The sequence below is a fragment of the Synechococcus sp. R55.3 genome, from assembly GCF_047461975.1.
In the GTDB taxonomy this organism is placed as follows: domain Bacteria; phylum Cyanobacteriota; class Cyanobacteriia; order Thermostichales; family Thermostichaceae; genus Thermostichus.
The window spans coordinates 1-1226 of record NZ_JANSIG010000158.1 but is presented as its reverse complement, the minus strand read 5'-3'; the positions used below and the strand labels follow the sequence as shown (position 1 = coordinate 1226).

Genomic DNA, 1226 nt, shown 5'->3' with positions numbered 1-1226 from the left:
TTGCGGCAGCCAAGGCGATCCCGCGATGGCCAGTTGGTGTTCATGGATCTGATTCTGGATCCCGTAACGCGGGAGGTCACTCGGGGAGAGCGGCAAGTGGAGTTAACAGCCAAAGAATACGACCTGCTGCGCTACTTGATGGAACACCCTCGACAGGTGCTCACCCGCCAGCAGATTTTGGAGCATGTGTGGGGGCTGGACTACATGGGCGACTCCAACATCATCGAGGTCTACATTCGCTATTTGCGCCTCAAGATCGAAGGCCAAGGGGAAAAGCGCCTCATCCAGACCGTGCGTGGGGTGGGCTACGTGCTGCGGGAGTAGGGGTATGGGGATCCAAAACCCCCCAGTGGAATCTTGCCTGTGAGGTTAGTTGAATTGAGGGATTTTGGGGTGCAGAGCGTGTTGTTGATGAACCTATGGAGTGCAGGGCTGTTGGGTCTCACCTTCAGCTCACCTGGAGAATTTGTCTTCCGTTTTCCCCCTGGCACCCCGCTGGTGGGAGGGCTGGGCCTGCGCTGGTATGGCCTATTGATGGCAGTGGCCGTGTTGGTCGGCTTGATCTTGACCAAAGCACTGGCCGAATCCCGTCATTTGGAGAAAGAACCCGGCAAAGCCGGCGAACGGGTGGAGCTACTGGCCCTGTGGCTGGTGGTGTCTGGGTTTCTGGGGGCCAGACTCTACTACGTCATCACCCATTGGTCAGAGTTCAGAGACAACCCCCTCTCGGCCTTCGCCATTTGGCAGGGGGGCCTCATCATCCATGGCGGGGTGCTGGCCGGTGCTCTGGCTCTCTACTTCTATTGCCGCGCCACCGGGATCCACGGCTGGAAGTATGCCGATGTTCTCACCCCTGGGTTAATTTTGGGCCAAGCCATTGGGCGCTGGGGCAACTTTTTCAATTCCGAGGCCTATGGTGCCCCTATTCCCCCGGACAGCCCTTGGCCGCTGCGGGTGTACATTCCTCCCCAAGCTCGCGAGCCGGAATACAGCCAGTTTGAGTTTTTCCACCCGATCTTTTTCTACGAGAGCATCCTCAATCTGGCCCTGTTTGCTCTGTTGATGGGGATGTTCTGGCGATTCCCCAAGCTTAAAGATGGCACTTGGGTTTGGACGTATGTGGTCGGCTACAGCTTGATTCGCATCCCTTACGAAATCTTGCGCGTGTCGGCGGTGGCCTATCTGCCGGGAACTTCCATCAAAGCCGCCTATGTAGCCAGTGGCTT

At 57.5% G+C, this 1226-nt stretch carries 2 protein-coding genes; both read left to right on the top strand.

Going from position 1 to position 1226, the window contains the following annotated elements:
• Positions 1-324, top strand: a 324-nt coding sequence (locus tag NW849_RS14290; protein WP_414358503.1) for a winged helix-turn-helix domain-containing protein, incomplete at its 5' end; no start/stop codon positions are given.
• Between the two features lie 87 nt (positions 325-411).
• Positions 412-1226 (top strand): prolipoprotein diacylglyceryl transferase (lgt, locus tag NW849_RS14285; RefSeq protein ID WP_414358501.1); only part of this gene is annotated, 815 nt, incomplete at its 3' end.